This is a genomic window from Micromonospora sp. NPDC001898, assembly GCF_042891255.1.
GTDB lineage: Bacteria > Actinomycetota > Actinomycetes > Mycobacteriales > Micromonosporaceae > Micromonospora.
In genome coordinates this window covers 1-24,593 of sequence record NZ_JBIATC010000018.1, presented here as the reverse complement: position 1 = coordinate 24,593, position 24,593 = coordinate 1, and the positions used below count along the sequence as shown (strand labels likewise).

General features: G+C 74.0%; 28 protein-coding genes, 2 pseudogenes and 1 riboswitch. Of the genes and pseudogenes, 15 read left to right on the top strand and 15 right to left on the bottom strand.

Annotation, left to right across the window (positions count from 1 at the left end; genetic code table 11):
* Positions 1-85 precede the first annotated feature (85 nt).
* Positions 86-1,234 (top strand): acyltransferase, encoded by a 1,149-nt coding sequence (locus tag ACFYZF_RS26010; protein WP_387025018.1) that lies wholly within the window; start codon positions 86-88, stop codon positions 1,232-1,234.
* Here ACFYZF_RS26010 and ACFYZF_RS26005 read toward each other — a convergent pair.
* Positions 1,221-2,069 (bottom strand): DUF4097 domain-containing protein, encoded by an 849-nt coding sequence (locus ACFYZF_RS26005; protein ID WP_387025016.1) that lies wholly within the window; start codon positions 2,067-2,069, stop codon positions 1,221-1,223. The genes ACFYZF_RS26010 and ACFYZF_RS26005 overlap by 14 nt on opposite strands.
* Before the next feature lie 99 nt (positions 2,070-2,168).
* Here ACFYZF_RS26005 and recO point away from each other — a divergent pair, with 99 nt between their 5' ends.
* The 3 genes from recO (at position 2,169) to ACFYZF_RS25990 (ending at position 4,047) form a co-directional block, all read left to right on the top strand.
* Positions 2,169-2,984: a DNA repair protein RecO gene (gene recO / locus ACFYZF_RS26000; protein WP_387025014.1), complete on the top strand. Its 816-nt coding sequence runs from the start codon at positions 2,169-2,171 to the stop codon at positions 2,982-2,984.
* Between the two features lie 8 nt (positions 2,985-2,992).
* Entirely contained in the window at positions 2,993-3,793 is an 801-nt protein-coding gene (locus ACFYZF_RS25995; protein ID WP_387025122.1) for an isoprenyl transferase, read from the top strand.
* A 68-nt stretch (positions 3,794-3,861) separates the two neighbouring features.
* On the top strand, positions 3,862-4,047 hold the full coding sequence (locus ACFYZF_RS25990) for a hypothetical protein (RefSeq protein WP_350887253.1): 186 nt from the start codon (positions 3,862-3,864) through the stop codon (positions 4,045-4,047).
* Between the two features lie 72 nt (positions 4,048-4,119).
* Here ACFYZF_RS25990 and gndA read toward each other — a convergent pair whose 3' ends face one another.
* Positions 4,120-5,562, bottom strand: a complete 1,443-nt coding sequence (gene gndA, locus ACFYZF_RS25985) for an NADP-dependent phosphogluconate dehydrogenase (protein WP_387025012.1) — start codon at positions 5,560-5,562, stop codon at positions 4,120-4,122.
* A 497-nt stretch (positions 5,563-6,059) separates the two neighbouring features.
* On the opposite strand from gndA, the gene ACFYZF_RS25980 reads away from it, so the two are divergent.
* On the top strand, positions 6,060-6,401 hold the full coding sequence (locus ACFYZF_RS25980; protein ID WP_387025010.1) for a hypothetical protein: 342 nt from the start codon (positions 6,060-6,062) through the stop codon (positions 6,399-6,401).
* Between the two features lie 562 nt (positions 6,402-6,963).
* Here the strand turns inward: ACFYZF_RS25980 and ACFYZF_RS25975 are convergent.
* The 4 genes from ACFYZF_RS25975 to ACFYZF_RS25960 all read right to left on the bottom strand — a co-directional run bounded on the left by ACFYZF_RS25975 (position 6,964) and on the right by ACFYZF_RS25960 (position 10,063).
* Positions 6,964-7,764: an energy-coupling factor transporter transmembrane component T family protein gene (locus ACFYZF_RS25975; RefSeq protein ID WP_387025008.1), complete on the bottom strand. Its 801-nt coding sequence runs from the start codon at positions 7,762-7,764 to the stop codon at positions 6,964-6,966.
* A complete protein-coding gene (locus ACFYZF_RS25970; protein ID WP_387025006.1) occupies positions 7,761-7,940 on the bottom strand; it encodes a hypothetical protein in 180 nt (59 codons plus the stop codon). The genes ACFYZF_RS25975 and ACFYZF_RS25970 overlap by 4 nt, the downstream gene beginning before the upstream one ends.
* A complete protein-coding gene (locus tag ACFYZF_RS25965; RefSeq protein WP_387025004.1) occupies positions 7,937-9,367 on the bottom strand; it encodes an ABC transporter ATP-binding protein in 1,431 nt (476 codons plus the stop codon). The genes ACFYZF_RS25970 and ACFYZF_RS25965 overlap by 4 nt, the downstream gene beginning before the upstream one ends.
* Positions 9,368-9,469: 102 nt before the next feature.
* Positions 9,470-10,063: an ECF transporter S component gene (locus tag ACFYZF_RS25960; RefSeq protein WP_387025002.1), complete on the bottom strand. Its 594-nt coding sequence runs from the start codon at positions 10,061-10,063 to the stop codon at positions 9,470-9,472.
* A 71-nt stretch (positions 10,064-10,134) separates the two neighbouring features.
* A riboswitch (TPP riboswitch) is annotated at positions 10,135-10,240 on the bottom strand.
* Positions 10,241-10,285: 45 nt separating this feature from the next.
* Between ACFYZF_RS25960 and ACFYZF_RS25955 the strand changes: the two genes are divergently transcribed.
* From ACFYZF_RS25955 to ACFYZF_RS25930, 6 genes and pseudogenes are all read left to right on the top strand, one after another.
* On the top strand, positions 10,286-10,522 hold the full coding sequence (locus tag ACFYZF_RS25955) for a hypothetical protein (protein WP_387025000.1): 237 nt from the start codon (positions 10,286-10,288) through the stop codon (positions 10,520-10,522).
* A gap of 30 nt (positions 10,523-10,552) precedes the next feature.
* Positions 10,553-11,382, top strand: a pseudogene (locus ACFYZF_RS25950) (alpha/beta fold hydrolase).
* A complete protein-coding gene (locus ACFYZF_RS25945; RefSeq protein ID WP_387024999.1) occupies positions 11,379-12,311 on the top strand; it encodes an aminoglycoside N(3)-acetyltransferase in 933 nt (310 codons plus the stop codon). Before ACFYZF_RS25950 ends, ACFYZF_RS25945 begins: the two are co-directional and overlap by 4 nt.
* Positions 12,308-13,057 carry a sugar isomerase domain-containing protein gene (locus ACFYZF_RS25940; RefSeq protein ID WP_387024997.1) on the top strand — a complete coding sequence of 250 codons (750 nt, stop codon included), beginning with the start codon at positions 12,308-12,310 and terminating at the stop codon, positions 13,055-13,057. The genes ACFYZF_RS25945 and ACFYZF_RS25940 overlap by 4 nt, the downstream gene beginning before the upstream one ends.
* Before the next feature lie 115 nt (positions 13,058-13,172).
* Positions 13,173-13,676: a DUF6328 family protein gene (locus tag ACFYZF_RS25935; RefSeq protein ID WP_387024995.1), complete on the top strand. Its 504-nt coding sequence runs from the start codon at positions 13,173-13,175 to the stop codon at positions 13,674-13,676.
* A gap of 78 nt (positions 13,677-13,754) precedes the next feature.
* Positions 13,755-15,911: an acyl-CoA dehydrogenase family protein gene (locus ACFYZF_RS25930; protein ID WP_387024993.1), complete on the top strand. Its 2,157-nt coding sequence runs from the start codon at positions 13,755-13,757 to the stop codon at positions 15,909-15,911.
* A gap of 79 nt (positions 15,912-15,990) precedes the next feature.
* Here ACFYZF_RS25930 and ACFYZF_RS25925 read toward each other — a convergent pair whose 3' ends face one another.
* From ACFYZF_RS25925 to ACFYZF_RS25890, 8 genes are all read right to left on the bottom strand, one after another.
* A complete protein-coding gene (locus ACFYZF_RS25925) occupies positions 15,991-16,158 on the bottom strand; it encodes a hypothetical protein (protein WP_387024991.1) in 168 nt (55 codons plus the stop codon).
* Positions 16,159-16,167: 9 nt separating this feature from the next.
* Positions 16,168-16,773 carry a hypothetical protein gene (locus ACFYZF_RS25920; protein WP_387024989.1) on the bottom strand — a complete coding sequence of 202 codons (606 nt, stop codon included), beginning with the start codon at positions 16,771-16,773 and terminating at the stop codon, positions 16,168-16,170.
* Between the two features lie 198 nt (positions 16,774-16,971).
* On the bottom strand, positions 16,972-17,367 hold the full coding sequence (locus tag ACFYZF_RS25915) for a Fur family transcriptional regulator (RefSeq protein ID WP_387024987.1): 396 nt from the start codon (positions 17,365-17,367) through the stop codon (positions 16,972-16,974).
* Positions 17,364-17,663 carry a metalloregulator ArsR/SmtB family transcription factor gene (locus ACFYZF_RS25910; protein ID WP_161691876.1) on the bottom strand — a complete coding sequence of 100 codons (300 nt, stop codon included), beginning with the start codon at positions 17,661-17,663 and terminating at the stop codon, positions 17,364-17,366. The genes ACFYZF_RS25915 and ACFYZF_RS25910 overlap by 4 nt, the downstream gene beginning before the upstream one ends.
* 43 nt (positions 17,664-17,706) lie before the next feature.
* Complete coding sequence (locus tag ACFYZF_RS25905; protein ID WP_387024985.1) at positions 17,707-18,573, bottom strand: metal ABC transporter permease; 867 nt, start codon at positions 18,571-18,573, stop codon at positions 17,707-17,709.
* Between the two features lie 2 nt (positions 18,574-18,575).
* Positions 18,576-19,337, bottom strand: a complete 762-nt coding sequence (locus ACFYZF_RS25900) for a metal ABC transporter ATP-binding protein (protein ID WP_387024983.1) — start codon at positions 19,335-19,337, stop codon at positions 18,576-18,578.
* Positions 19,334-20,296: a metal ABC transporter substrate-binding protein gene (locus ACFYZF_RS25895; RefSeq protein WP_387024981.1), complete on the bottom strand. Its 963-nt coding sequence runs from the start codon at positions 20,294-20,296 to the stop codon at positions 19,334-19,336. Before ACFYZF_RS25895 ends, ACFYZF_RS25900 begins: the two co-directional genes overlap by 4 nt.
* Before the next feature lie 111 nt (positions 20,297-20,407).
* A complete protein-coding gene (locus ACFYZF_RS25890; RefSeq protein WP_387024979.1) occupies positions 20,408-20,665 on the bottom strand; it encodes a hypothetical protein in 258 nt (85 codons plus the stop codon).
* A gap of 26 nt (positions 20,666-20,691) precedes the next feature.
* Here ACFYZF_RS25890 and ACFYZF_RS25885 point away from each other — a divergent pair, with 26 nt between their 5' ends.
* The 4 genes from ACFYZF_RS25885 to dusB all read left to right on the top strand — a co-directional run bounded on the left by ACFYZF_RS25885 (position 20,692) and on the right by dusB (position 24,393).
* A complete protein-coding gene (locus tag ACFYZF_RS25885) occupies positions 20,692-21,033 on the top strand; it encodes an antibiotic biosynthesis monooxygenase family protein (RefSeq protein ID WP_387024977.1) in 342 nt (113 codons plus the stop codon).
* A gap of 108 nt (positions 21,034-21,141) precedes the next feature.
* Complete coding sequence (locus tag ACFYZF_RS25880) at positions 21,142-21,615, top strand: hypothetical protein (RefSeq protein ID WP_387025120.1); 474 nt, start codon at positions 21,142-21,144, stop codon at positions 21,613-21,615.
* A gap of 161 nt (positions 21,616-21,776) precedes the next feature.
* Entirely contained in the window at positions 21,777-23,156 is a 1,380-nt protein-coding gene (locus ACFYZF_RS25875) for a glycine--tRNA ligase (protein WP_387024976.1), read from the top strand.
* Between the two features lie 64 nt (positions 23,157-23,220).
* A complete protein-coding gene (dusB, locus tag ACFYZF_RS25870; RefSeq protein ID WP_387024975.1) occupies positions 23,221-24,393 on the top strand; it encodes a tRNA dihydrouridine synthase DusB in 1,173 nt (390 codons plus the stop codon).
* 108 nt (positions 24,394-24,501) lie between these two features.
* Here dusB and ACFYZF_RS25865 read toward each other — a convergent pair.
* A pseudogene (locus ACFYZF_RS25865) lies at positions 24,502-24,593 on the bottom strand (phytochelatin synthase); the annotation flags it as partial.

The window sequence follows — 24,593 nt, the reverse complement described above, 5'->3', positions numbered from 1 at the left end:
ACGCCCGCGATGGTGGGCGTTTGCCGGCGTTCGGTCGGAGGGTAGGGAACGTTTGCGCCCTGCCCCCTGACATTGAAGCAGGCTGATGCGAAACCGATACCTGGACCTGCTGCGCTTCCTGGCGATCATCCGAGTCGTGGTCTACCACGTGACCGGATGGGGCACGCTGACGCTGTTCTTCCCGGCCATGTCGGTGATGTTCGCGCTTGCCGGATCGCTCATGGCGGCGTCGCTGGACAGGTCCGGGGCGCCGGCGGTGGGCCGGAGGCTGCGCCGCCTGCTGCCGTCGCTGTGGGTGGTGGCCGCGATCTTCGTACCCGCCATGCTGCTCACCGGGCTGCCGCTGACGCCGAAGGTGCTGCTCTGGGCGTTCCCGGTCATCGACCCGCCGGCCAACTACTGGGGCGCGCTGGCGCTCAGCCCGATCTGGTACCTGCGCGACTACCTCTGGTTCGTGTTCGCCTCGCCCCTCGCGCTCTGGCTGTTCCGGCGGGCACCGTGGCCCACCCTGCTCGCCCCGTACGCCCTGCTGGCCGCGATCGAGGCCGGCATGCTGCCGAACGCGCCGACGGTGCTGCGGGACTTCGGCCTGTACTTCGGGGCCTGGCTGCTCGGCTTCGCCCACCACGACGGCCTGCTGCGCCGCATGGCCACCCGGGTGCTGGTCCCGACCGCCCTCGCCCTCGGCGCCGCCGGGGCGGCCTGGATCGTCACCCACCCCGGCCCCCGGGGGTACGACCTGAACGACATTCCGCTGGGCAACGCGCTCTGGTCGGCGGCGTTCATCCTGGTGGCGATCGGCCGGGCCCCGGCGTCGGCGGCCTGGGTGGACCGCAACGCGCTGCTCGGCCGCGCGGTGACCGTGCTGAACCGGCGGGCGCTGACCTGCTACCTCTGGCACATGCCGTTCGTGGTGGCGCTCACCCCGCTGGTCGACGTCGTCGGCTGGTCCCACCAGGACCCGGTCGGGCTGGCGATCCGGGTGGCGCTGGTCTTCGCGCTGGTCGGCGTGGCCACCGTGCTGGTCGGCTGGGTGGAGGACGTGGCGGCCCGCCGGCCCCCGGAGCTGCTCCCGGGCGGCCGGCCCCGCGCGGCGGCCGGCGGTGCCGTGCCGGTCAGCCCCGCCCCGGCCGGCGGTTCCGTCGTGCCGGTCAGTCCCGCTCCGGCGGGGCGGGCGGTGGTGCCGGCGCCCCGGGCCTCCGAGGAGCACACCCTCAGGATCAGCGTGCGCTGACCGTCACGTTTCCGCTGCCGGTGGCGACGTCGATCAGCAGTGGCGCGGCCGGGTCGTCCGGGACGCCGAGGTCGGCATCGCCCGACCCGACGCTCGACCGCACCCGGTACCGGCCGGCGGGCACGACCAGGTCCACGTTCCCGCTGTCGGCGTGGGCCCGCGCCGAGGCGGGGGCGGACAGCTCCACGTCGACGTTGCCCGAGCCGGTCTCGGCGTCGACCTGACCGCTGAGACCCCGCCCGGTGATGTTGCCGGAGCCGGCCCGCAGGATGGCCGGGCCGGGCACGTCGTCCACCTCCACGTTGCCGGAACCGGTCTCGGCCCGGACCGGGCCGCCGGTCCCGTCGATGCGCATGTTGCCCGAGCCGAGCCGCAGTTCGACCGCGCCGACCTTGGTCAGGGTGATGTCGCCCGAGCCGCCCTCGCCGCGCACCGCCGTCCCCGGGGGCACGGTCACGTCGTACGACACCGAGCAGCGGCGTCCGCAGTCGGTGTCCAGCACCAACTCGTCGCCGTGCACCTCGTGCCGGGTGTCGGGCTGGGCGCCGTGGTAACGCAGCACCCGCTTGACGCGTACCTGCCCGGTCGGGCCGGTGCCACGTACCGTCACCTCGCCCGAACCCGGGCGGACGACGACCCGGGCCACGGCGGCGGTCTCGGTGGTGTCGAAGTCGAGCTGGCGCATCGACAGGGTGTCGCATCCGGCGACGAGGATCAGTGCGGCGGCGGCGGCGCCGGCGGCGACGGCGGTGCGCGTCACCGGCCGGCGGACGGCGACGGCGGCGCGGCGGGGCGTGGCGGCCCGGGCGGGCGCGGCGGTGGGATGCGGAGCCATGCCGGCACGCTACGGCCGGGCCGGCCCGGGGCGCATCCGGGATCGCGCGCCGGCTACCCCGAACCGACCCTGATTTCGCACCCCGAGGAGAATGACCGGATGCCCGGGTACCGCCGACAGCTCTACCGCGACGACGCGGTGGTGCTGCGCGTGCAGAAGCTCGGCGAGTCCGACCGGATCATCACCCTGCTCACCCGCCGGCACGGCCGGCTCCGCGCGGTGGCCCGGGGGGTCCGCCGCACCACCAGCAAGTTCGGCGCCCGGCTGGAGCCGTTCGGCCACGTCGACGTGCAGCTCGCCGGCGACCCGAAGGGCAACACCGGCAGCTCGCTGCACAGCGTCAGCCAGGTCGAGGGGATCGACCTGTACGGCAAGCGGTTCCTCGGTGACTACCCGCGCTACACGGCGGCCAGCGCGATCGCCGAGACGGCCGAGCGGCTCACCCCCGTCGAGCGGGAGCCCTCGCTGCGGCTGTTCCAGCTCACCCTCGGCGCGCTGAAGTCCCTCTCCCGGGGCGACCACGCCACCACGCTGGTGCTCGACGCGTACCTGCTGCGCGGGATGACCCTCGCGGGGTGGGCCCCCGCGCTGACCGCCTGCGCGGTCTGCGGCACCCCGGGGCGGCACCGGGCGTTCTCCGTCCCGGCGGGCGGCGCGGTCTGCCCGGACTGCCGGCCCCCCGGCGCGGCCCACCCCGCCCCGGCCACCGTCGACCTGATGTCCGCGCTGACCACCGGCGACTGGGTGCTCGCCGACGCCACCGAGACCGGCGTACGCCGGGAGTGCAGCGGCCTGGTCGCGGCGCACCTGCAGTGGCACCTGGAACGCGCGCTACGCTCGCTGCCGCTGGTCGACCGGGGCGCTCCGGTCGCCGGCCCGGGGGTGCCGGACGTGAGCAGGGAGAGAGCCGAGTGATCCGATCGATGAGGGCCGGCCGGCGCGAGCCGGTGCCGCCGACTCCGCACCCGTCGGGCGCCCGGCCACCGGCGCTGCCCCCCGCAGCGGTGCCCCGGCACGTCGCCGTGGTGATGGACGGCAACGGCCGGTGGGCCAAGGAGCGCGGGCTGCCCCGCACCAAGGGCCACGAGGCGGGCGAGTTCAGCCTCTTCGACACCATCGAGGGCGCGATCGAGCTGGGCGTGCCCTACCTCTCGGCGTACGCGTTCTCCACGGAGAACTGGCGGCGCTCGCCCGACGAGGTCCGGTTCCTGATGGGCTTCAACCGGGACGTCATCCGCCGCCGCCGCGACCAGCTCGTCGACCTCGGCGTCCGGGTGGTCTGGTCCGGCCGGGCCGGGCGGCTGTGGAAGAGCGTCATCTCCGAGTTGCAGACCGCCGAGGAGATGTCCCGGGGGAACTCGACGCTGACCCTCCAGTTCTGCGTCAACTACGGCGGGCAGGCGGAGATCGCCGACGCCACCGCCGCGATCGCCCGCGACGTGGCGGCCGGCCGGCTCGACCCGGGCAAGGTCAACGAGAAGCTGATCGCGAAGTACCTCTACCACCCGGAGATCCCCGAGGTGGACCTCTTCCTCCGCCCGTCCGGCGAGGAACGGATCTCCAACTTCCTGCTCTGGCAGACCGCGTACGCGGAGCTGGTGTTCCTCGACACCCTCTGGCCGGACTTCGACCGCCGCCACCTCTGGTACGCCTGCGAGTTGTACGCCCAGCGGGACCGGCGCTTCGGCGGGGCGCTGCCCAACCCGGTCGCCCCGTCGGCCTGACACAGGCTTACCGGCGTGCCCGGTTGGGTATCACCTTCTCAGCAGCCACGACGCGGAGGTGAACCCACATGATTCAGAAGCGGATAGGCCAGTGGGCGGTCATGGCGGTCGCCGTGCCGCTGGCCGCAGCCGGAGCTCGCCGGCTCAGCCACACCCTGGAGGCCCGGCGCGGCCCGACCGGCGTGAGCCGGGTGCTCAGCAAGGGCGCCGACCTGCTGCGCCCGCAGAAGGCGAAGCGCCGCCGGTTCTGGTGAGCCGCGCTGAAACGCGTCAGCGCCGCCCCCGCACCGGGGGCGGCGCTGACGCGTTTCAGCGCGGCTCGCGCGTCACGCCTGCACCTCGGAGCGGTCGCCGGCCCACAGCGTGTGGAACGACCCCTCCCGGTCCACCCGCTGATAGGTGTGCGCGCCGAAGTTGTCCCGCAGCCCCTGGATCAGCGCGGCGGGCAGCCGCTCGGCGCGCAGTCCGTCGAAGTACGCCAGCGACGAGGAGAACGCCGGAGTCGGCACGCCGGCCCGGGCCGCGTCGACCACCACCCGTCGCCAACTCGGCACGCCGGCGCTGACCGCCTCGGCGAACCACGGCGCCACCAGCAGCGACGGCAGCTCCGGCTGGGCGTCGTACGCCTCCTTGATCCGATCCAGGAAGCGGGCCCGGATGATGCAGCCGCCCCGCCAGATCGTCGCGGTGCCGCCCAGGTCGATGTCCCAGTTGTACTCCCGGCTGCCGGCGCGGATGTGGTCGAAGCCCTGCGCGTACGCGACGATCTTGCTGGCCAGCAGTGCGCGCCGCACGTCCTCGACGAAGGCGTCCCGGTCCTCGACCTGCCACTTCTCCCCGGCGTCGCCGAATGCCCGGCGGGCGGCCTCGCGCTGGTCGGCGTGCCCGGACAGCGACCGGGCGAAGGTGGCCTCGGCGATGCCGGTGATCGGGATGCCCAGGTCCAGCGCGCTCTGCACCGTCCAGCGGCCGGTGCCCTTCTGCTCGGCCTGGTCCAGCACGACGTCGACGAACGCCCGCCCGGTCGCCGCGTCGGTGTGCCCCAGCACCTCGGCGGTGATCTCGATGAGGAACGACTCCAGCTCGCCGGTGTTCCACTCCCGGAAGATGTCCGCGATCTCCGCCGGGCTCGCCGACAGCCCGGCCCGCAGCAGGTCGTACGCCTCCGCGATGAGCTGCATGTCGGCGTACTCGATGCCGTTGTGCACCATCTTCACGAAGTGGCCGGCGCCGTCCGGGCCGATGTGCCGGCAGCACGGCGTGCCGTCGACCTGGGCGGCGATCTTCTCGAACATCGGGCCGAGCTTCGCGTACGACTCGGCGGAGCCGCCCGGCATGATGCTCGGCCCGCGTAGCGCGCCCTCCTCGCCGCCCGACACGCCGGTGCCGGAGAAGTGCAGCCCGTGCCCGCGCAGCGCCTCCTCCCGTCGCCGGGTGTCGGCGAAGTGGGCGTTGCCGCAGTCGACGACGATGTCGCCCTCCTCCAGGAGCGGGACGAGCTCGTCGATCACCGCGTCGGTCGGTGCGCCGGCCTTGACCATCACGATCACCGCCCGGGGGCGCTCCAGCGATGCCACGAAGTCCACGAGGGACTCCGACGGCACGAACGTGCCCTCGTCGCCGTGCTCGGCGACCAGGCTCCGGGTGCGCTCCGGGGACCGGTTGTGCACCGTCACCGTGAACCCGTTGCGGGCCAGGTTGCGGGCCAGGTTGCGGCCCATCACCGCCAGCCCGGTCACGCCGATCTGCGCCGTCGCCTGTTGCGTCATCCGTTCCGCCACCTCTCGCGTCGCCCGTGGTGCTGCGACCGTATCGCGGTGGGCGGGCGGCGGAGCCCGGTGCCGGACCGGGTGCCACGATGTGGTGGCGGACGCGGCGTCACGATGTGTTCGCGGCGTCACGATGTGTTGACGTCCGGCGGGATTTGGTGGCGGCCCGGCTGGTGGCGGCCCGGCCGGTGGCGGCCCGCGACCGGTAATTCGGGTGCGACGGGTAATTCGGGTGCGGCGGGCGGGGCGGCCGACTACCGTCACGTGCATGCGTAACTGACGCCCCCTTTTGGAAGCCGACCCGCCGTCCTCGCTGCGGGTCCGCTGTTCCGGGCGTCCGCATTCCACCGCCGCCGTTGCGCGTGGTGCCTGTTGTGACCGGCCGCCCGGGCGCTCCCCGTTCCGTTCGCCCCGCCGTCGCCCGGCGGCAGCGCCGCGCCGCGCAGTCGGTGCAGCAGCCCGCCGTGCGGCCGGCACCAGTAGTCAGGAGGCCGGGTATGCCAGCCAAGCCCAGTTCCCGCAAGGCCCGCAAGTCCCGCAAGCCGTCCCCGAGTTCGTCCCGCAAGCCGTCTTCGAGTCCGTCCCCGTCGGAGGTGACCTCGCCGGGCCTCGGCGTCGCGGCGGCCGCTTCCCCGGAGTCGGGGGTGGCGTCTCCGCTCCTGTCGCCCGCGGTGGACTCGCTCCGCGTGTCGCCGCCGGTGGAGCCCCTGGACGTGTCGCCCTCGGTGGAGACGCCGCCCCCGCCGAGGACCGGCCCGCCGGCCGGCGGGGCCAAGTTCCCCGCCGGCCGTACCCAGCGCGCCGGCCAGACCCGCCGATACGCCTTCCGCCGCAGCTGATCCGCTCGCCTCCGGGCTGGAGCCGGCGTCGAAGTCGGCCTACCTGGGCTCGGCTCGGCGCTGTCGGCTCGGCGCTGTCGGCTCGGCGTGGGTGAGAGCGGGGTGGGATCCGTAGGGGCCGGCCCGCTCCGGGCGTTCGGGCTTGCCCCTACGCGGGCAGGCCCTGTGTGGTCTGGGTCCGTACGAGCGCACACGAGCGCAGCGCACACGAGCGCGCTGGATCACGCTCGATCGGGGAACAAGATCGTGCTCGATCAGGGAAAGTGTGGCCTCGCTGCGGGTAGGAGGCCACACTTTCCGGGATCGAGCACGATCTTGCGTGCCTGGCCGATTGCCGGGCGGTTCCCGGGAGGCCGCCCGGCCCCGGAAGGCTCCGGGGTTGGTAGGTCTCCGCTCATCGTCGGGGCAGGTGTCAGGCTCGGGTGGTGCCGATCGCGCCTGCCGGCCGCCGGCCGCCGGAGACGTGGCCGTGCGTCCCCCGCACTTCGACGCACGCCCTGACGGGTGCGTCTGTTGTCGCTCCAGCGACAACAGACGCACCCGAACCGGAGCTGCCGGGCGGTCAGCCGATCAGTGGGCGGAACGCGCCCAGCGCGACGCTGACCGCCAGCGCCGCCCCGGCCAGGGCCGCCGCCCCGGCGATCAGCAGGCCGTCGGCGGCCCGGAACCGCTGCCGCCGGGCGACGGTGCGGGGGGTGCCCGCGTCGAAACCGCGGGCGTCCATCGCCACCGCGAGCCGGGTGCCGCGCCGGATCGCCCCCACCAGCAGCGCGAACGCGGTCGAGACGAACAGCCGCATCCGGGCCAGGGGATTGCGCCCGGCGTCGACCCCGCGTGCCCGCCGCGCCATGCTGATCATCTGCCACTCCTGGCCCAGCAACGGCACCAGCCGGAACGCCGCCAGCGCGCCGATCGCGAATCGGGCCGGCGCCTTCGCGTTCTGGATCAGCGCGTCGGCCAGGTCGGTCGGGTCGGTGGTGGCGAAGACGATCACGCCGGGCAGTGCCACGGCCAGCATGCGCAGCGCCAGCCCGAGCGCGGTGAGCAGCACCCCGGTGCTGACCAGCACCGGCCCCGCGTCGACCAGCACCCGTCCGGAGCGGTCGGCGGCGAAGAGGACCAGGGTGGCCACGATGCCGACCGCGCCGAGCAGCAGCGGCGCGGCCCGCCGGGCGAGCACCCGGTACCGGATGCCGAACAGCGGCAGCACGGCCAGCTCGATGACGAGGGCGATGGCCGGGGCGACCGGGTCCAGGGTGGCGAGCAGGGTGAACGAGAAGACCAACGCCGCCGCGACCTTCGCCACCGGGTTGCGTCGGGCCAGCGGCGCGCCTGGCGTCGCCACCGGTTCGATGCTGATCACGTGGCCTCCACCACCTCGCCGGACCCGCTGGTCACGTCGTCCGTCGGCCCGCCGTTCCTGTCGGTCACGCCGCCCGTCAGGTCGCCGTTCCTGTCGGTCACGTCGTCCGTCGGCCCGCCGTTCCTGTCGGTCACGCCGCCGCCGAGGGCGTGGGGGTCATGGTGCCTGTCGGTCACGTCGCCGCCGACGGTTCGCGGGTCACGGTGATCCGCCGGTCGGCCAGGGCCGCGACGAAGTCCGGGTCGTGGGTGACGGTGACGACGCCGTGCCCGGCGTCGCGCAACTCGGCGAAGAGGTCGACCAGCTCCAGCCAGGTCCGTCGGTCCTGGCCGAAGGTGGGTTCGTCGCAGATCAGCAGCCGGGGCGCGGTGGCGAGGGCGGTCGCCACGCTCAGCCGCCGTGCCTCCCCACCCGAGAGGGTGTACGGGTTCGCGCGGGCCAGCGCCGCCAGGCGCAGCCGATCCAGCAGTCCGTCCACGGTGGCCCGGACGGCGGTCTCGGGCCGGCCGGTGCGGCGCGGCCCGAGGGCCAGCTCGTCGAAGACCGTTCCGGTGACGAACTGGTGCTCCGGGTCCTGGAAGACCGACCCGATCCGGCCCGCCAGGGCGGGGGCCCGCCAGCGGTACGGGGGAGTCCGGGCATCCCTGCCGGCCAGCTCGCCGGTCGCCGCCACCCGGCCGGTCCCCGGCCGGAGCAGGCCGCCCAGCAGCAGTGCCAGGGTGGACTTGCCGGCGCCGTTGGGACCGAGGACGGCCAGCGCCTCGCCGGCGCGTACCGCGAGGTCGATCGGGGCGAGGCGGGGCGGCACGGCGACCCGGTCGGCGGTGATCAGCAGGTCACCCGGAGCCGCGGCGGCGCGCCGGGGCGGCACGGTCCGGCCGGGCACCCAGACCCCCTCGGCGGCGAGGGCGTCGCCGTGGGCGGCGAAGACCGCCTCCGGCGGCCCGTCGGCGCGTACCCCGCCGCCGGGTTCCAGCACCACCACCCGGTCGACCAGGGGCAACGCCTCGGCGACCCGGTGCTCGACCAGGATCAGCGTGGTGTCGCCGTCCATCGCGTCGGCCACCGCGCGGCGGACCAGCGCCGCCCCGGCCGGGTCGAGGTTCGCGGTCGGCTCGTCGAGCAGCAGCAGACCCGGCCGCAGGGCGAGCGTCCCGGCCAGGGCGAGCCGCTGCTGCTCCCCGCCGGAGAGGGCGGCGGTCGGCCGGTCCCGGTGGTACGGGAAGCCGACGCGGCGTAGGGCCTCGTCCACCCGGGGCCAGATCTCGTCGGCCGGTACGCCCCGGTTCTCCAGCCCGAAGGCCACGTCGTCGCCGCAGCGGGCCATGACGAGCTGGGTCTCCGGATCCTGGAAGACGATGCCGACCCGTTCCCGGTTCGCCCGCGGGTCGATTCCGTCGACCTCGACGGTGCCCTCCTGCTCGCCGGAGTCCTCGGGCAGGAGCCCGGCCAGCGCGGCCAGCAGCGTGCTCTTGCCCGCCCCCGACGGCCCGAGCAGCAGCACCCGCTCGCCGCGCTCGACGCGCAGGTCCACCCCCCGCACCGCCCAGGCCCGCCGCCCAGCATGCCGCCACCCGAACCCCCGAACCCCAATCCCACCCACCCCGACCCCCTCAACCCCTCCCCACCCAGACAGCCTGGTTGATCAAGAGGTTCGCGTCCGGAGAACCGGGTTCGGCTGACGCAAACCCCTTGATCAACCCGATCAGACGGGGGCGCGGTAGTCGCGGGCGGCGGGGAAGCGGTCCAGGACGCCCGTGCCGGCCAGGGCGCGGGTGAGGGCCCAGCCGCCGGCGCCGGAGACGACCGTGGCGCTGACGATGGTGAGCAGGGCGTACGGGATGCGGTAGCTGGTCAGGTCGTACTCGGCGTTCCAGACGAGGAAGTCGAACAGGGCGGCGCTGAGGCCGGTGAGCGCCCCGGCGAGCAGGGCGGTCGGCAGCCGGAAGGAGCGGTACCGGAACGCGGCGAAGGCCAGTTCGGCGCCGATGCCCTGGACCATGCCCTGCGGGATCACCGTGCCGGCCCACTGGCTGCCCAGCAGGGCGGACAGGACGGCGGCGACGGTCTCGCAGTACAGGGCCGCGCCCGGCTTGCGAATCACCAGGCCGCCGACCACGGCCGGCATCAGCCAGACCCCATAGAGCAGGGTCTGCGCGGGTGGGAAGAACGCGAACGCCCCGTCGGTGGCGCTCCAGACCAGGCCCCAGGCCCAGAAGATGACGCCGAAGGCGACCGCGATCACCGAGGCGACCACGATGTCGATCGTGCGCCAGCGGTTGCTGTCGATGTGGTTCATGTGATGGCTCCCAGTTCTGAGTGAACCAGGAGAAGACGCACGCCGCGCCCGGGCTACCGGACGGCGGCGCGGCTGGAGGTCGACCGAACTCCCTGCGCTGGCATTACCCAGATCAGGTTCGAGGGTCTGCGGGCGGTGCCCGCACTCTCAGCGCTGTGCGCTCCCCTGTCGGATATGAAGTTGTCTCGCCGACGCTAACACCTCGGAAGATCGCCGGGCAATGTGATCCAATCGCAGCTCATCCCCGGTGCGGAAACCGTCATCTCGCCGTACCTCGTCGACCCGGCCCCGGGCCTGCCCGGCGACGTGCCCCTCGGCCCGCCGAACGACACCTGGGTCGAGGCCACCGGCCGGTACCGCGACCGGGCCGGGCGGAACCCGGTCGACGACGCCGACATCCCGTACCCGTCGTGGAGTCCCGGCGGGAGGCACCCGTCCCGCGAGAACGAGTACGAGTGAGCGCGGGCCCCGCTGGGTAGGCTGCCGATCATGCAGGTGGAGGCGCGGGGGCTGACGTTCGAGACCCGCACCGGCGGGCCGGCCGACGGCGAGCCGGTGCTGCTGCTGCACGGCTTCCCGCAGCACGGCGGCGAGTGGGACGAGGTGACGCCGGCGCTGCACGCCGCCGGGCTGCGCACGTACGCGCCGGACCAGCGGGGCTACTCGCCGCTCGCCCGCCCGGGGCGGTCGAGGCGTACCGGCTCCCCGAGCTGGTCGCCGACGCGGCGGCCCTGCTCGACGCGCTGGGCGTCGACGCGGCGCACGTGGTGGGGCACGACTGGGGCGCGATCGTGGCCTGGGGGCTGGCCGCGAGCCGCCCCGACCGGGTGCGCACCCTCACCGCCGTGTCCGTCCCGCACCCCGCCGCGATGGCGCACGCACTGGCCACGGACACCGGGCAGAAGGCCCGCTCGTCGTACATCGCCCTGTTCCGCAAGCCGGGCAAGGCGGAGAAGGTGCTGCTGGCGTTGCGGGCCGCCGCCCTGCGCAAGCTGCTCGGCGGGGTCGGCGACGCCGCCCGGGTGGCCCGGTACGCCGAGCCGATGCGCGAGCCGGGCGCGCTGACCGCCGCGTTGAACTGGTACCGGGCGATGTCGCGGGCCGACCTCGCGGCGGTCGGGCCGGTGCCGGTGCCGACCGCGTTCGTGTGGAGCAGCAGGGACATCGCGATCGGCCGCACCGCCGCCGAGGCGTGCGCCGCCCACGTCACCGGGGACTACCGCCTCGTCGAGCTGCCCGGCGTCTCGCACTGGATTCCCGACGAGGCGCCCGGTCCGCTCGCCGAGGTGATCCTGGCCCGCACGGGCACCGCGCGGTGACCCCCGCCCCGCCGCCGTCCGCCCCGGGTCCGCCGTCCGCCCCGGGTCCGCCGTCCGCCCCGGGTCCGCCGTCCGCCCCGGGTCCGCCGTCCGCCCCGGGTCCGCCGGGCGCGGCGGGCGGCGGCGTCGCGGCGGCCCGGCCGCACACCCGCGCGTCGCTCGCCGCGCAGCTTCACGACCTGGGGGTACGCCCCGGCGGCATCGTGCTCGTGCACGCCGGACTGCGGGCACTCGGGTTCGTCTGCGGCGGCCCGCAGGCGGTGGTCCTCGCCCTGCGCGACGTGCTCGGCCCCGAGGGCACGCTGGTGGTGCCGACCCACACGCCGGAGAACAGCGACCCGGCCGGGTGGAGCAACCCGCCGGTGCCGGCGGACTGGTGGCCGGTGATCCGCGCGGAGACTCCCGGCTTCGACCCGGCGGTCACCCCGAGCCGGTTCATGGGGGCGCTGGCCGAGACCGTCCGGGGCTGGCCGGGGGCCCGGCGCAGCGACCACCCGCACGTCTCGTTCGCCGCGCTCGGGCCCGCCGCCGAGGAGATCGTGGCCGGGCACCCGCTGGCCGACATGCTCGGCTCCGGTTCGCCGCTGGGCCGGCTGTACGACCTGGACGCCGACGTGCTGCTGCTCGGCGTCGACCACGGCTGCAACACGTCGCTGCACCTGGCGGAGTACCGGCAGGCCGTCCCGCCGAGGGAGCGGGTGGGCGCGGCGGTTCGCACCCGCGACGGCGGCCAGGACTGGGCATGGTGGGAGGACGTGGCGGTCGACTCGGCCGACTTCCCCCGGCTCGGGGCGGACCTGGAGTCGACCGGCGCGGTCCGGATCGGCCCGGTCGGCGACGGGACGGGCAGGTCGATGCGCCAGCGGGCGGCGGTTGACTTCGCGGTGGACTGGCTGGCCCGCAACCGACGGACGGAGGAGGACGCATGACGGTGAGCGCCGAGGACTACCTGGCGGTGGTGACGGAGACGATCGGCCGGGTGTCGGCCAGCCAACGGGAGGCGGTGGGTCGGGCGGCCGACCTGGTCGCCGACGCGCTGCGCGCCGACGGGGTGGTCCACGCGTTCGGCACCGGCCACTCCGAGGCCCTCGCCATGGAGATCGCCGGCCGGGCCGGCGGCCTGGTGCCGACCAACCGGATCGCGCTGCGCGACCTCGTGCTGCACGGCGGGGCATCGGCCGACGTCCTGGGCCCGCTGCTGGAGCGCGACCCGGCGGTGGCCCACCGCCTCTACGAGCTGGCCCCGGTCCACCCGTCGGACGTCTTCGTGGTCGCCTCCAACTCCGGCGTCAACGGGGCCATCGTGGAGTTCGCCGCCCTGGTGAAGGAGCGCGGCCACGGCCTCGTCGCGATCACCTCGGCGCAGCACTCGGCACGGATGACGTCCCGCCACCCGTCCGGCCGGAAGCTGGCCGAGTTCGCCGACGTGGTGCTGGACAACGGCGCACCGTACGGCGACGCGACCCTGCCGCTGCCGGGCGGCGGCGCGGTCGGCGCGGTCTCCTCCATCACCGCCGCCCTGCTGGCGCAGCAGCTCACGATCGAGGTGGTGTCCCGACTGCTCGCGGCGGGGGAGCGGCCCCCGGTCTACCTGTCGGCCAACATCACCGGCGGCGACGAGCACAACAACGAGCTGGAGGCCCGGTACGCCGGGCGCATCCGCCGGGGGTCCTGACCGCAGCGGGCGGCGTGCGGTCGTGAGTCGGTTTCGCCGTTCGCCCGAGGGGGCAAAGCCGATGCTGCCGGCGGGGTGGATCCCGCCGGCAGCATCGTCACCCCGGAGGTAGCGCGTGTCGAAGGAAACCGAGAAGCAGCGCTGGCAGCGCAACTTCGCCGACCTGCTCCAGGAATTGCGGGTCGCGCAGACCGGCGTGCAGATCCTGTTCGCGTTCCTGCTGACCCTGCCGTTCAGCAACGGCTTCACGCACACCAGCGAGTTCCAGAGAGACGTCTACATCGTCGCGTTGCTGTCGGCGGCCGGTGCCACCACGATGATCATCTCCCCGGTGGCCTTCCACCGGGCGCTGTTCCGGCAGGGGCGCAAGCCGGAGCTGGTCCGGTTCGCCCACCGGATGGCCAGTGGCGGGCTCGCCTTCATGCTCATCTCGATGGTCAGCGCGGTCCTGCTGATCACCGACTTCGTGCTGGACCGGGGCATCGCCTTCCTGCTCACCGGGATCACGGCGGCCTGGTTCCTGGCCTTCTGGGTGGTCCTGCCGTTCGCCCGCCGCAACTGGGGCGACGACGACATCGACGACGACGATGACGATCCGCAGGGGCCCTCCGGCGACTGATCCCGCAGACCAACGCGGACGCTGGGGAAAATCCGAGGTGCACGCAACGCTACCCCTGGGTAACAGCCGGGGGTAGCGTTGCTTCTTGTCGAGCACGTTGACGCATCCGGACCGAGGTTCGAGGGGGCCGCCGTGACCACGACGCAGAACAGCCGACCCACGCCCGACCCGGCGGGGGGAGACCCGGCGGGCGGCCCCACCGGCCGGGTAGCGCCGATCGACGATCCCACCGCCACCGAGGCCATCGCCACCGCCGCCGCCGAGGCCACTGCCGACGCCGCCGCCATCGACGCCGCCGGGGGCGCGGGGGCGCTGCCGGCGGAGGCCGGTCACGTGTCGGAGAAGGAGGCCCGGCAGGTCGCCGAGGCGGCCCGCGAGTCCGCGTGGGACCGGCCGAGCTTCGGCAAGGAGTTGTTCCTCGGCCGGCTCCGGATCGACCTGATCCACCCCTGGCCGCGTACCGACCCGGCCGAGGACGCCCGGGCCGAGCAGTTCCTCGGCCGGCTGCGGGCGTACCTGGAGTCCGAGGTGGACGGGGCGGCGATCGAGCGCGACGCCCGCATCCCCGACGAGGTGTTCCACGGGCTGGCCCGGCTCGGCGCATTCGGCATGAAGATCGACCGGTCCCACGGCGGGCTCGGGCTGAGCAACCTGCACTACTGCCGGGCGCTGATGCTGGCGGGGTCGGTCAGCCCGGCGATCGGCGCGCTGCTGTCGGCCCACCAGTCGATCGGCGTCCCGCAGCCGCTGAAGATGTTCGGCACCGACGAGCAGAAGCAGCGCTTCCTGCCCCGGCTCGCCGCCGGCGAGGTGTCGGCGTTCCTGCTCACCGAGCCGGACGTCGGCTCCGACCCGGCACGGCTGGCCACCACGGCCGAGCCGACCGCCGACGGCGCCGGGTACCGGCTCAACGGGGTGAAGCTGTGGGCCACCAACGGCACCGTGGCCACCCTGCTGGTGGTGATGGCCCGGGTGCCGGCCGGCGAGGGGCGGCGCGGCGGGATCACCGCCTTCGTCGTCGACGGCGACGCCGAGGGCATCACGGTGGAGCGGCGCAACGAGTTCACCGGCCTGCGCGGCCTGGAGAACAGCCTCACCCGGTTCCACGACGTGTTCGTGCCGAACGAGAACGTCATCGGCGGCGAGGGCAAGGGGCTGAAGATCGCTCTGACCACGTTGAACACGGGGCGGCTGTCGCTGCCGGCGATGTGCGTCGGCGCGGGGAAGTGGTCGCTGAACGTGGCCCGGGACTGGGCCGCCGACCGGGTCCAGTGGGGCCGGCCGGTGGGCGAGCACGAGGCCGTCGCGCAGAAGCTCGCGTTCGTCGCCGCCACCACGTACGGCATGGAGACCATGCTGGACCTGTGCTGCCTGCTCGCCGACGACGACCGCAACGACATCCGGATCGAGGCGGCCCTGGTCAAGCTCTACGCCAGCGAGATGGCCTGGAAGATCGGCGACGAGCTGCTCCAGATCCGGGGCGGGCGGGGCTACGAGACGGCCGACTCCCTGGCCGCCCGGGGCGAACGCCCCGCCGCGGTCGAGCAGATGCTGCGCGACCTGCGGATCAACCGGATCTTCGAGGGCTCCACCGAGATCATGCACCTGCTCATCGCCCGCGAGGCGGTCGACGCCCACCTCTCGGTCGCCGGGGACATCATCGACCCCGACGCGGGGCTCGGCCGCAAGGCGCGGGCCGGCGCGCGGGCCGGGGCCTTCTACGCGAAGTGGCTCCCCACCCTCGCTGTCGGCCGGGGCCAGGCGCCGAGGGCGTACGCCGAGTTCGGCCCGCTCGCCGGCCACCTGCGCCAGGTCGAGCGGCACAGCCGCAAGCTGGCCCGGTCGACGTTCTACGCGATGTCCCGCTGGCAGGGCAAGATGGAGCGCAAGCAGGCGTTCCTCGGCCGGGTGGTGGACATCGGCGCGGAGCTGTTCGCGATGTCCGCGGTCTGCGTCCGGGCGTACGCGGAGAAGGACACCCGCCCGGAGAACGTCGAGCTGGCCGACCTTTTCTGCCGCCAGGCCCGGCTGCGGGTCGACGCCCTGTTCACCGGCCTGTGGGCGAACACCGACTCCGTCGACGTGGCGGCGGCGAAGCGGATCCTCGACGGCCGGTACGCGGCCCTGGAGGGCGGGGTGATCACCCCGCCGGCAGACCTGCCCTGGGTGGCCCGCTGGACCCCCGGCCCGTCCGCCGCCCAGGACGTCCGCCGCCGCATCCCCCGCCCCGAGTGACGAGGGAGGCCCCCCCTGCCGACGCCCGTGGCACGGCAGGGGGCCCGTCCGGAACGGAGCGCCTTGGGCCGGCACGGGCTCACCGGGCGATGGCCCAGGCCAGCACGGCGGCCAGGATCAGCCCGTTGAGCGCCGCCAGCACCAGGTACGCCGCCGGCGGTATCTTGCGGCCCCGGCGGACGAAGCTGACCAGCACGACGGCGTAGGCCAGCAGCAACACGGCGACGACGATCAGGAAGTAGAGCACCGGACCACCCTAGCGGCCACCTCGGAGCCCGAGCCCGCGCAGCTCCAGCGCGGCGAGCGCCTCGACCGTGGCGTCGTCGCCGCGTCGCCACGCATCGGCCACGTCCGGGGCGATCCGGGTCAGCTTGCCGATCGGCTGACCGGCCAGCGCCCGCAGGGCCAGCAGGTCGCGCCCGGCCGGGACGGCGGCCAGCGCCTTGGCGGAGGCGGCCCGTCGCATCCACCGTAGCCGCAGCGGCAGCCAGCCGAACAGCACCAGGCCGAGCGGGAACACCAGCACCGCGATGCTGAGCGCCAGGGCGAGCTGGCCGACCAGTTCCTGCTGGTCCCGGCCCGCCTCGGCCATCGATCGGGCGGCGTCGGCGGCCTTCGCGAACGGGGCGGTCAGCTCGTCGCCGACCAGCGGCACCCGGCGGATCTTGCCGCCGGCGTCGGCCAGGTTGTCGGCGAGGCCGCCGCCGGCCCCCTCCAGCTTCTGTCCGGGTACGGCGAGCTTCTGCACCAGGTCGTGCACCCAGAGCGCGAAGCGGATCGCGGCGTACACCCAGACGGCGACGAGCAGGTCGGTCAGGAACTGGCGGACGGCGGTCGGGAAGCGATCGGCGTAGATCTTCACGCCGGACAGCGTGTCACGGCCCGACCCGCCCGGCACGGGTCGGTTTTCCCGGCCGGCGCGGACGCGACCCGGCCGGCGCGGTACGACGGCGGTAGGGCCGAGGGGCTGGGGGACCGAGGGGCGGTGGGGCCGAAGGGCTGAGGGGCCGAGGGGCGGTGGGGCTGAGGGGGAGAGGGGACGAGGGGCTGCCGGGCGGGGTCAGCCGGCGCAGGCCGGGCAGGTGCCGAAGATCTCCAGGGTGTGGCTGACGTCGGCGTACCCGTGCTGCGCCGCCACCCGCTCCGCCCAGGCCTCCACGGTCGGCCCGGCCACCTCGACGGTGCGCCCGCAGGCCCGGCAGACCAGATGGTGGTGGTGGCCCTCGCTGCACCGCCGGTAGAGGTGCTCGCCGCCGGGCGGGCGCATCACGTCGATCTCGCCCGCGTCGGCGAGCCCCTGCAGGGTGCGGTAGACGGTGGTCAGCCCCACCCGCTCGCCGCGCTCGCGGAGCATGGCATGCAGGTCCTGCGCGCTGTGGAACCCCTCGACCTCGGCGAGCAGCGCGCTCACCGCCGAGCGCTGCCGGGTGTTCCGGACGGGGTTCCCCTCGGTCACGATGCCTCCCCTGCGTGGCTGACCGCGTCGGCCACGATGTGCGCGACGTGCTCGTCGACCAGCGCGTACGCGATCTCCCGCCCGCGCCGGGAGCCACGGACCACGCCGGCCCCCCGCAGCACCCGCAGGTGCTGCGAGACCAGCGGCTGCGTCGCACCGAGCTTCTCCACCAGCTCGTGCACGCACCGTTCACCTTGCGCCAGTTCGCTCACGATCGCCAGACGGATCGGGGCCGCGAGGGCGCGCAGCAGCTCACCGGCGTCCTCGTACGCCTCGTATCCTGATCCGCCGGTCACCTTGTAACGGTAACCAATCCCACCGGGCCGCCGGGGCGCAGGATCACCGCAGCACCACTTCGGGCGGCTCGACGACCGCCGTCCCGGTCGTCGTCCGGCGTCGGCGTACCGCCCGCCAGCCCGCGGCGGCGACCGCGACGACGAGGAACGAGGCGATCGCCAGCAGCACCACGGACGCCCCGGGGGCGGTGTCGGCGTTGGCGGCCACCCAGACCCCGGAGCCGGCGGCGAACAGCCCGAGCGTCATCGCCGCGGCCATCGTGCTGCGGAAGCCCCGGGTGACCTGCTGGGCGGTGGCCACCGGGACCACCATCAGGGCACTGATCAGCAGCACCCCGACGGCCCGCATGGCGATCGTCACGGTGACCGCCGTGCCGACCGCGAGCAGCATGTTCAGCGTCCGCACGGGCAGCCCGGCGACCCGGGCGTACTCCTCGTCGTGGCAGACCGCGAACAGCGCCGGGCGCAGCGCCAGCATGGTCACCAGGAGCGCCGCGCCGAGCACCGCGATGGTGGTCAGGTCCTGCGGCGAGATGGTGGTCAGCGACCCGAACAGGTACGCGTTGAGGTTCGCGCTGGTGGCGTCGGAGAGCCCGACCAGCGTCACCCCGCCCGCGATCCCGCCGTAGAACAGCAGCGCCAGCGCGAGGTCGCCCGAGGTGCGCCCGCGCGCCCGGACCAGCTCGATGGTGACCGCGCCGAGGGTCGCCACGATCACGGCCAGCAGCACCGGGGAGCGGTTGAGCAGCAGCCCGGCGCCGACGCCGGTGAGCGCCACGTGCCCGACCCCGTCGCCGATCAGGGCCAGCCGGCGCTGTACCAGGTAGATGCCGAGCGCCGGGGCGGCCAGGCCGATGACCAGCGCGCCGATCAGGGCGCGCTGCATGTACGGATACTGGAAAAGCTCCATGCTCAACTGCTCCACAGCCCTGCGGGCTCGTCGGGTCCGTGCGGGTGCACGTGGTCGTGGTCGGGGTCGGCGTGGTGGCCGGCCGGCTCGGGGACCACGCCGTCGTGGGCGATCCCGCCGTGGTGCACCACCACGGCCCGGGTGATCAGCGGTCGCAGCGGCCCCAGTTCGTGGGCCACCAGCAGCACCGTCCCGCCGCCGTCGACGAAGCCGTGCAGCGCCCCGGCGAACGCCTCCTGGCTGGCGGCGTCGACCCCGGCGGTCGGCTCGTCGAGGACCAGCAGCTCCGGCTCGCCGGCCAGGGCCCGGGCGATCAGGGTGCGCTGCTGCTGGCCGCCGGAGAGGGTGGCCACCGGGTCGCCGGCCCGGTCGGCCAGGCCGACGGCGGCCAGCGCGGCGTCGACCGCCGCCCGGTCGGCCCGGCCCGGCGGGCGCAGCACGCCCCGGCGGGCGAGCCGGCCCGAGGCCACCACCTCGCGGACGGTGGCCGGGACGCCGCCGCCGGCCCCGAGGCGCTGCGGGACGTACCCGATCCGCTGCCACTGCCGGAACCGGCGCAGCGGGGTGCCGAAGAGCGCGATCGACCCGGCACGCAACGGGACCAGGCCGAGCACCGCGCGGATCAGGGTGGACTTGCCGGAGCCGTTGGCGCCGAGCACGGCGACCACCTCGCCGGCGGTGACGGTCAGCGAGACGTCGCGCAGCACCGGGCGGCCGTCGTAGCCGACCGCCCCGCCGGTGACGGTGATGACAGGCGCGTTCACGAGCAGCTCAACGCCGTCCGCAGGGTCGCCAGGTTGGTGCGCATCACCGAAAGGTAGTCCCCGCCGTGATCGGCGGACAGGCCTTCCAGCGGGTCGAGCACCGCGGTCTTCGCCCCCACCTCGCGGGCGATCGTCTCGGCGACCTTGGGGCTGACCAGGGTCTCGAAGAAGATCGTGGTGGCCTGGTGCTCCCGGGCCTCCCGGGCGACCTCGGCGAGGCGCTGCGGGGAGGGCTCGTTCTCCGGGGCCAGCCCGGTGATGCCGACCTGGTCGAGCCGGTAGCGCTCGGCCAGGTAACCGAACGCGGTGTGGCTCACCACGAGCTCGCGGCGTTGGCAGGTCCGCAGCCCGGCGGTGAACTCGGCGTCCAGCGTCTCCAGCTCGGCGCGCAACGCACCCGCCCGGGCGGTGTAGTCGGCGGCGCGGTCCGGGTCGACCCGACCGAGCCGCTCGGCGAGCCGGTCACCGACGGTGGCCAGCCGGGTCGGGTCGAGCCACAGGTGCGGGTCCTTGCCACCGCCGTCCTCCCGGGCCTCCCCGCCCCCGTGCCCGGCCTCCTCGCCCTCGTGGTCGTGCCCGCCGGCGTTCCCGGCCAGCAGCGGCTGCACCCCGGTGACGTCGAAGGCGCGGTCGCCGCCGTTCTGCTCGACCGCCTCGTCCACCGCGGGCTGGAAGCCCTTGAGGTAGACGATCAGCTCGGCCTGGTTCACCTCGCCGACCTGGCGGGGGGTGAGCTCCAGGTCGTGCGGCTCGGCGCCGGGCTTGGTCAGGTTCGTCACCCGGACCGCGTCGCCGCCGACCCGCTCGGCCACGAACTGGAGCGGGTAGAAGGCGGCGGCCACGTCGACCCGCTGCGGGTCTGCGCCGGCACCGTCCTCCGCGCAGGCGGTGAGGGTGCCGAGGGCTATCAGGGCGGTCGCTGCGGCCAGGGCACGTGCGGTGGAGCGGCGGAGCTTCATGCCCCAACTCTCCGTGACAACGAAATTGATTGTCAAAAACGCATGCTTGCATGCGGGCGGGGCGTCTGATAATGCCCTGTTCGAACGGGCCGGTTCACCGCACTGTGGTGGTCAGAGCAGCTTCGTCAGCGCCGCGGTGACCAGCAGGGTGAGCATCACCAGCCGGATCACCCGGGTGGCCGGCGCCTGCACCGCCCAGGTGGTCAGCAGCAGCGCGACCAGGGCGGCGGCGAGGGCCAGCAGCAGCACCCCGCCGATCACGCCCGGGGTGAACAGCGCCACCAGCACCAGCGCCAGCGTGACCAGGAAGATCGTCGTCGGGTTCGACCGGGCCAACCGGCCCAGCAGGGGGTGCTGCGTACGCTGCATCCCACAGACTCTACGAGGAGGACCCGGTGCTGGTCACCAACCGGTTCGTGGTCGACGAGGACGTCGCCCCCGCCTTCACCGAACGCGCGCACACCGCCCTGGCCGCGCTCGCCGCCCGCCCCGGCTACCTGCGCGGGGAACTGCTCCGGGCGTTGGACGACCCGAGCCACTGGTGTCTCGTCACCGAGTGGGAGTCCGTCGGGGCCTACCGGCGGGCACTGGGCGGGTTCGACGTCAAGGTGCACGCCACGCCGCTGCTGGCCGAGTCGCTCGACGAGCCGTCCGCGTACGAGGCGCTGGCCGCCGCGGCCCCCGGCGGGGCGGTCGAGGTGAACCCCAGTGATCGGGCCGCTGCCCCGTACCGCTGAGTCGCCGGGCACTACCCTGCACCTATGACCGCACCCGGACCGGCCGGTCCACCCTCGTACCCCATGGCGCCCGGGCCGGACGAGCCGCCGCCGCACCTGGAGCCCGGGGTGCCCGCGCCCCCGGCCGGCCCCGGGGTGGCCCCGCCGTTCGTCGCGCCCCCGACCGAGGGGCGCAGCGCCCGGCTCTGGCTCGGCCTCGGGGTCGGGGCGCTGGCCGTGCTGCTCTGCTGCGGCGGGGGCGGGGCGGCCGTGGTCGGCCTGCTGATCAGCAACGTGCAGGCGGTGCGGGAGCAGGGCCGCGCGGTGACCGACGACTACTACCAGGGGCTGGTCGAGCGGAAGTACGGCAGGTCGTACGACACGCTCTGCGACGACGCGCAGCGCCGCGAGTCCCGGGCGGAGTTCGAGCGTCGGGTCGCCGCCGAACCGCAGATCGACTCGTACCGGGTGGGCGAGGTGGACCCCTCCACCCTCACCGCCCCGGTCTCTGTCACCTTCAGCGGCGGCAACCGGGGCCAGCAGGAGGTCACCCTCGCCCCCGACGGGCAGACCGGGGCCATGGAGGTGTGCGGGGTGAGCTGACCACCCGCCCCCGGCGGCCGAACGGAGGCTCGCGGGGGTGGTCGGCCCCGCCCCCGGTATTCTGCTGGGCCCGGGGCCCGTACGGTCGTACCGTTGTCCCCGAACCGACCGATCCATCCACATCTCGCCCCCGCCGACCGCCAGCCGGCGTAGGAGGAAACATGCCAGCCGACCGTATCGACGCCGTCGTCAGCCTCGCCAAGCGCCGGGGCTTCGTCTTTCCCTCCAGTGAGATCTACGGAGGCACCCGGTCGGCGTGGGACTACGGTCCGCTCGGCGTGGAACTGAAGGAGAACGTCCGCCGGCAGTGGTGGAAGACCATGGTCCAGCAGCGCGACGACGTCGTCGGCCTGGACTCCGCGGTCATCCTTTCCCGCAAGGTCTGGGAGGCCAGCGGCCACATCGCCGAGTTCGTCGACCCGCTGACGGAGTGCCAGTCCTGCCACAAGCGGTTCCGGGCCGACCACCTGGAGGAGGCGTACGCCGAGAAGCACGGCAAGCCGCTGGCCTCGCTGTCGGAGCTGAACTGCCCCAACTGCGGCAACAAGGGCACCTTCACCGAGCCGAAGATGTTCAACGGCCTGATGAAGACCTACCTCGGCCCGGTGGAGAGCGACGAGGGCATGCACTACCTGCGCCCGGAGACCGCCCAGGGCATCTTCGTCAACTACAAGAACGTGGAGACGGTCGCCCGCAAGAAGCCGCCGTTCGGCATCGCGCAGACCGGCAAGTCGTTCCGCAACGAGATCACCCCGGGCAACTTCATCTTCCGTACCCGCGAGTTCGAGCAGATGGAGATGGAGTTCTTCGTCGAGCCGGGCTCCGACGAGCAGTGGCACGAGTACTGGCTCTCCGAGCGTTGGAACTGGTACCTAGACCTCGGCCTGTCCGAGGAGAACCTGCGCTTCTTCGAGCACCCCAAGGAGAAGCTCTCCCACTACTCGAAGCGCACCGTCGACATCGAGTACCGGTTCCGGTTCGGCGGCAGCGAGTTCGCCGAGCTGGAGGGCATCGCCAACCGCACCGACTTCGACCTGTCCACGCACAGCAAGCACTCCGGCGTCGACCTGTCGTACTTCGACCAGGGCAAGAGCGAGCGCTGGATGCCGTACGTGATCGAGCCGGCCGCCGGCCTCACCCGCGCGGTGCTGGCGTTCCTGCTGGAGGCGTACGACGAGGACGAGGCCCCGAACACCAAGGGCGGCGTGGACAAGCGCACCGTCATGCGCTTCGACCCCCGGCTCGCGCCGGTCAAGGTGGCGGTCCTGCCGCTGTCCCGCAACGAGGCGCTCTCGCCGAAGGCCAAGGGCCTCGCCGCCGACCTGCGCAAGCGCTGGGTGGTCGAGTTCGACGACTCGCAGGCCATCGGTCGCCGGTACCGCCGCCAGGACGAGATCGGCACCCCGTTCTGCGTGACGGTCGACTTCGACACCCTGGACGACGACGCGGTGACCGTGCGGAACCGGGACACCATGGCCCAAGAGCGGATCTCCCTGGACCAGGTCGAGCGTTACCTGATCGAGCGCCTCCCCGGCTGCTGAGCACCGTCCACGGGGCCTCGGCCGGCGCGGAAACGTGCCGGTCGGGGCCCCGTACACTTGTCCGGTGACTGCCCCGATCCCGCCCGCGCAGCGTCCGTTGACCCTCGGGCGGCACCAGGTGTGGCCGCCGGTGGTGCTCGCACCGATGGCCGGCATCACCAACGTCGGGTTCCGCCGGCTCTGCCGGGAACAGGGCGGCGGCATCTACGTCTGCGAGATGATCACCACGATCGCGCTGGTCCAGCGGAACCCGAAGACCCTGCACATGATCGCCTTCGGCGACGACGAGCGGCCGCGCAGCCTCCAGCTCTACGGCACCGACCCGGAGATCACCGCCGCCGCCGTGCGGATCGTGGTGGAGCGCAACCTCGCCGACCACATCGACCTGAACTTCGGCTGCCCGGTCCCCAAGGTCACCCGCAGGGGCGGCGGGTCGGCCCTGCCCTGGCGGCGTCGGCTCTTCGCCCGGCTGGTGAAGGCCGCGGTGGACGCCGCCGCGCCCGCCGGGGTGCCGGTCACCGTGAAGATGCGCAAGGGCATCGACGACGACCACCTGACGTACGTCGAGGCCGGGCTCGCCGCCCAGGACGCCGGAGTCGTGGCGGTCGCCCTGCACGGGCGTACGGCCGCCCAGCGCTACTCGGGCACCGCCGACTGGGACGCGATCGCCACCCTCAAGCAGGCCCTCGACGTGCCGGTGCTCGGTAACGGCGACATCTGGGAGGCCGACGACGCGCTGCGGATGGTCGCCCACACCGGGGTCGACGGGGTGGTGATCGGGCGTGGCTGCCTGGGCCGGCCGTGGCTCTTCGCCGACCTGGAGGCCGCGTTCGACGGGCGGCCGGAGCGGCGGCTGCCCACCCTCGGAGAGGTGGCGGTGACCATGCGCCGGCACGCTGAGCTGCTGGTCGACCAGTTCGTGGCGGGGGCGCGGAACCCGGCCAGGGGCGAGCGGGACGGCTGCACCGACTTCCGCAAGCACGTCGCCTGGTACCTCAAGGGCTTCCCGGTCGGCAGCGAGCTGCGCCGCTCCCTCGCCATGATCGACAGCCTGGCCCAGCTCGACGACCTGCTGGGCAAGCTCGACCCGGCGGAGCCGTTCCCGGTGGCGACGCTCGGCCAGCCGCGCGGCCGGACGAACTCGCCGGGCAAGGTCTACCTCCCCGAGGGTTGGCTGGCCAGCCGGGACGACGACACCGTGCCCGAGGGCGCGGAGCTGGCCGACTCCGGCGGCTGACGCCCGACGACCCGGCTCCACCACCACACGTCCCCCTCGTACGACGAAAGGGCCGGCTCCCCGGGTGGGGGCCGGTCCTTGTCGTTGTCGGGGTCTTGTTGTTCGGGGTCAGGAGGTGGCGTAGCCGCGGGTGGCGATCCAGTCGGCGAGGTTGTCGTCGGTGATGTCGTAGCTGGCCTGGGCGGGGTTGGCGGAGTCGG

Excerpts from the sequence above, each read along its gene's own strand:
- ACFYZF_RS26010 (WP_387025018.1), top strand. The coding sequence starts at position 86 with ATGCGAAACCGATACCTGGACCTGCTGCGCTTCCTGGCGATCATCCGA.
- ACFYZF_RS26005 (WP_387025016.1), bottom strand. The coding sequence starts at position 2,069 with ATGGCTCCGCATCCCACCGCCGCGCCCGCCCGGGCCGCCACGCCCCGC.
- recO (WP_387025014.1), top strand. The coding sequence starts at position 2,169 with ATGCCCGGGTACCGCCGACAGCTCTACCGCGACGACGCGGTGGTGCTG.
- ACFYZF_RS25995 (WP_387025122.1), top strand. The coding sequence starts at position 2,993 with ATGAGGGCCGGCCGGCGCGAGCCGGTGCCGCCGACTCCGCACCCGTCG.
- ACFYZF_RS25990 (WP_350887253.1), top strand. The coding sequence starts at position 3,862 with ATGATTCAGAAGCGGATAGGCCAGTGGGCGGTCATGGCGGTCGCCGTG.
- gndA (WP_387025012.1), bottom strand. The coding sequence starts at position 5,562 with ATGACGCAACAGGCGACGGCGCAGATCGGCGTGACCGGGCTGGCGGTG.
- ACFYZF_RS25980 (WP_387025010.1), top strand. The coding sequence starts at position 6,060 with ATGCCAGCCAAGCCCAGTTCCCGCAAGGCCCGCAAGTCCCGCAAGCCG.
- ACFYZF_RS25960 (WP_387025002.1), bottom strand. The coding sequence starts at position 10,063 with ATGAACCACATCGACAGCAACCGCTGGCGCACGATCGACATCGTGGTC.
- ACFYZF_RS25940 (WP_387024997.1), top strand. The coding sequence starts at position 12,308 with ATGACGGTGAGCGCCGAGGACTACCTGGCGGTGGTGACGGAGACGATC.
- ACFYZF_RS25905 (WP_387024985.1), bottom strand. The coding sequence starts at position 18,573 with ATGGAGCTTTTCCAGTATCCGTACATGCAGCGCGCCCTGATCGGCGCG.
- ACFYZF_RS25895 (WP_387024981.1), bottom strand. The coding sequence starts at position 20,296 with ATGAAGCTCCGCCGCTCCACCGCACGTGCCCTGGCCGCAGCGACCGCC.
- ACFYZF_RS25890 (WP_387024979.1), bottom strand. The coding sequence starts at position 20,665 with ATGCAGCGTACGCAGCACCCCCTGCTGGGCCGGTTGGCCCGGTCGAAC.
- ACFYZF_RS25875 (WP_387024976.1), top strand. The coding sequence starts at position 21,777 with ATGCCAGCCGACCGTATCGACGCCGTCGTCAGCCTCGCCAAGCGCCGG.